Source organism: Photobacterium sp. Ph5 (genome assembly GCF_022129445.1).
GTDB lineage: Bacteria > Pseudomonadota > Gammaproteobacteria > Enterobacterales > Vibrionaceae > Photobacterium.
This window is the reverse complement of the sequence record NZ_JADQAQ010000104.1, coordinates 1-3,042: the sequence shown is the minus strand read 5'-3', so window position 1 is coordinate 3,042 and position 3,042 is coordinate 1. Positions and strand designations below refer to the sequence as shown.

3 protein-coding genes are annotated in these 3,042 nt (G+C 34.5%); all 3 read left to right on the top strand.

Annotated elements, in window-relative coordinates; translation table 11 throughout:
• Positions 1–335: 335 nt before the first annotated feature.
• The 3 genes from I3259_RS20070 to I3259_RS20060 all read left to right on the top strand — a co-directional run bounded on the left by I3259_RS20070 (position 336) and on the right by I3259_RS20060 (position 2,863).
• A complete protein-coding gene (locus tag I3259_RS20070; protein WP_238031430.1) occupies positions 336–1,724 on the top strand; it encodes an L-cystine transporter in 1,389 nt (462 codons plus the stop codon).
• 380 nt (positions 1,725–2,104) lie between these two features.
• Positions 2,105–2,464, top strand: coding sequence for a ribosome-associated translation inhibitor RaiA (raiA, locus tag I3259_RS20065; protein ID WP_238031429.1), 360 nt, complete (start codon positions 2,105–2,107; stop codon positions 2,462–2,464).
• A gap of 162 nt (positions 2,465–2,626) precedes the next feature.
• Positions 2,627–2,863 carry an RNA-binding protein gene (locus I3259_RS20060; RefSeq protein ID WP_238031428.1) on the top strand — a complete coding sequence of 79 codons (237 nt, stop codon included), beginning with the start codon at positions 2,627–2,629 and terminating at the stop codon, positions 2,861–2,863.
• Positions 2,864–3,042: the final 179 nt, after the last annotated feature.

Sequence of the window (3,042 nt, the reverse complement as noted above, 5' to 3'; positions counted from 1 at the left end):
ACTCTGTTATTACTAATATTGTAGTTGCAATAACGGGGCGGACCATACATTTTTATATCCGCTATTATCTACCTGTTTATTGGTCATTTATTACTCCCTCGTTGATTATTCTCTCAAAACCATATATAACTAAAAGTTATATATATAAAACAATTAAGCTAAAAAACGCCATAAAAAATGTATCTGAAAAACACTTTAACCACTATGATTCTCCTCCAATGAGAAACAATAAGCGCTTAACACTTTAATTCCTAAATCTTACAAGCATCAGTTAATTTAACTGCGAATTATTGCTTTCTCATTTTTATTATATTAATAATTCAAAGGTTAGCAGTATGTACCAAATTATAAATTTAACTGTTTTTACACTACTGATCGCCTTGCTGATCAAACAACAACGTACAGATAGCACTCTGTCAAAGCGCGTTTTTACCGGATTAATCCTCGGTGTATTATTTGGCGCTTCTCTACAATGGTTATATCACCCACAAACTCCTGTCGTAAATGACACCCTTGAGTACATTAATATTGTTGGGGCAGGTTATATCAGTCTTTTAAAAATGATTGTAATGCCACTTATTATGGTATCTATCATTGGCGCAATTATTAAGGTTAAAGATTCAAGTGCGCTGGGTAAGATATCATTTCTAACCATAGGTGTTTTATTAGCAACAACCGCTGTCTCTGCTTTAATCGGCATAATGATCACTAACCTATTTGGTTTAACTGCTGATGGTATTGTCGAAGGTGCGCGTGAGATTGCTCGTGGCGAAGCATTACAAACACGCTTGGGTAGTATTGCGAATGTATCGTTTGCAGACATGATAATTTCATTTTTCCCTTCTAACCCTTTCGCTGATTTAGCGGGTACTCGTCCTACTTCTACTATTGCAGTTGTGATTTTCTCTGCATTTGTTGGTATGGCTGGCTTAACGGTAATTAAAACAAACCCAGAGTTAGGCGCTAGCTTTGAAAAGTTTGTTAATGTTGCTCAGGAAATTGTTCGTACACTAGTACGTATGGTGCTGAGCTTAACGCCTTACGGTGTGATGGCATTAATGACGAAAGTGGTGGCTGGCTCTAATTACGATGACATTTTAAGTTTACTGAATTTTGTTATCGCATCTTATGTTGGCCTTGGGTTAATTCTAGTATTGCATCTAGTACTCGTTAGCTTTGTTGGGGTCAATCCTATACGCTTTTTCAAGAAGATCTTACCCGTTTTGACGTTTGCGTTTACCTCTCGTTCAAGCGCTGGCACTATTCCGCTAAATATTGATACACAAGTAAAATCGCTCGGCAATGGCGATGCTGTTGCTAACTTCTCTGCATCCTTTGGTGCGACGATGGGACAAAATGGTTGTGCAGGTTTATATCCAGCGATGCTTGCGGTAATGATTGCACCTACAGTAGGTATTAACCCATTAGATCCAAGCTTTATGATTTCTCTAATTGCTATTGTAACTGTCAGCTCATTTGGTATTGCCGGTATTGGTGGTGGTGCGACATTTGCTGCGATTATTGTGCTTTCAACATTGGGGATGCCTGTGGCGTTAGCTGGCCTGCTAATTTCAATTGAACCTCTAATTGATATGGGTCGTACCGCAGTAAACGTAAGTGGTTCAATGACAGCGGGTACGATGACTTCTCGTATTCTAGGTCTAAACCAATCCACTGATATTGATAACGAAAAACAACCAGAAGTAGTTAATAACAATATTTAATTTTTATACCCAAGTGACTTCAAGGTACTGGGTATATTAAAGCTGTGAGTTTCTCTTATTAACGATGAGAAATTTCACAGCTTTTTCTATTTTTCAAAAATCAATCAAAGATTACTTTTTTAGTAAAAAACATAAACACTACACTTTAATAACACTATTTATTATTTAATTTTAATAAATAGTGTTTTTTTTATTCTTATTCGATAAGAACTTTATCTTTTATTATTACTACCACTACAAGTTGCTTATAAAGCAACCAATACACTCTTCATTTTAACAAATGCTTTTATAATAATTAATGTGATAGAGATCACATTCTATGGTCATTTTTAGGTTCATCTTATTAAGCATGAACTCCAACAAATTATGAGTAACTTATTATGAGCATTAAAATTACAGCACGCGGTTTTGAACTTCCTGACTACCTAGAACAACATATTAAAGAAGCATTCTTTAAATTTGATAAATTCAAAATTGCTTTCCAAAGCAAAGATGTATTTATGAAACTTGAAGAAGGTCGCAAATTTACTGTTGAAATTGCGACTAAATCTAACCTAGGTAAAATAGATGCTTCAGGTGAAGCAAACGAGTTAATTGATGCATTTAACGAAGCTTTTGATCGTTTAGAACGTCAAATTATTAAAAATAAAGAAAAACCACAAGCTCACCTAAGTGAAAAAGCACAGAAAGAAAAAGATCATTTAATTAAAGAAGAAGATGAAACATTAGCTAAGCTATAACTTATCTTTAACATTAAGAGCAGTCACTGAATTTTCACCCACTATTTCAGTGACTGCTTTTCAATATAGATACCATATTCCTCATTTGTTACTCCGTTATATACCTCCTTTCAATATTTTTCGTGTTAAAATAGTAAAACATCCCTAATAAAAGATCTCTAAATGAAAATTCTAGTTCGTAACCTTTCTCGTAGCACCACTGAAATCCAAATTCGTAAAATTTTTGAAGAGTTTGGTAAAGTAGGAAACTGTAACCTTGTTTTAGATGCGATCACAGGCAAGTCAAAAGGCTTTGCTTTTGTAGAAATGGACGATGAAGAACAAGCAACCCGTGCGATGAAAGCTTTAAATGAAACGTTGGTAGAAAAAAGTCGTATCCGTGTAAAAACAGCACAGTAATAAGTCTATCTAACAGGGCAATACATTGCCCTGTTAATCAGCTTTACGCTGACTTTTTTTATTATCCTTTACTCTGTAGCTACTATCTTTATAAGTAATATTAAAAGCGAAATTACTTAAAATTACCTGATTACCACTATTTAACAGCCACTGTTAAATTATCTCCTATACTTCAAGAT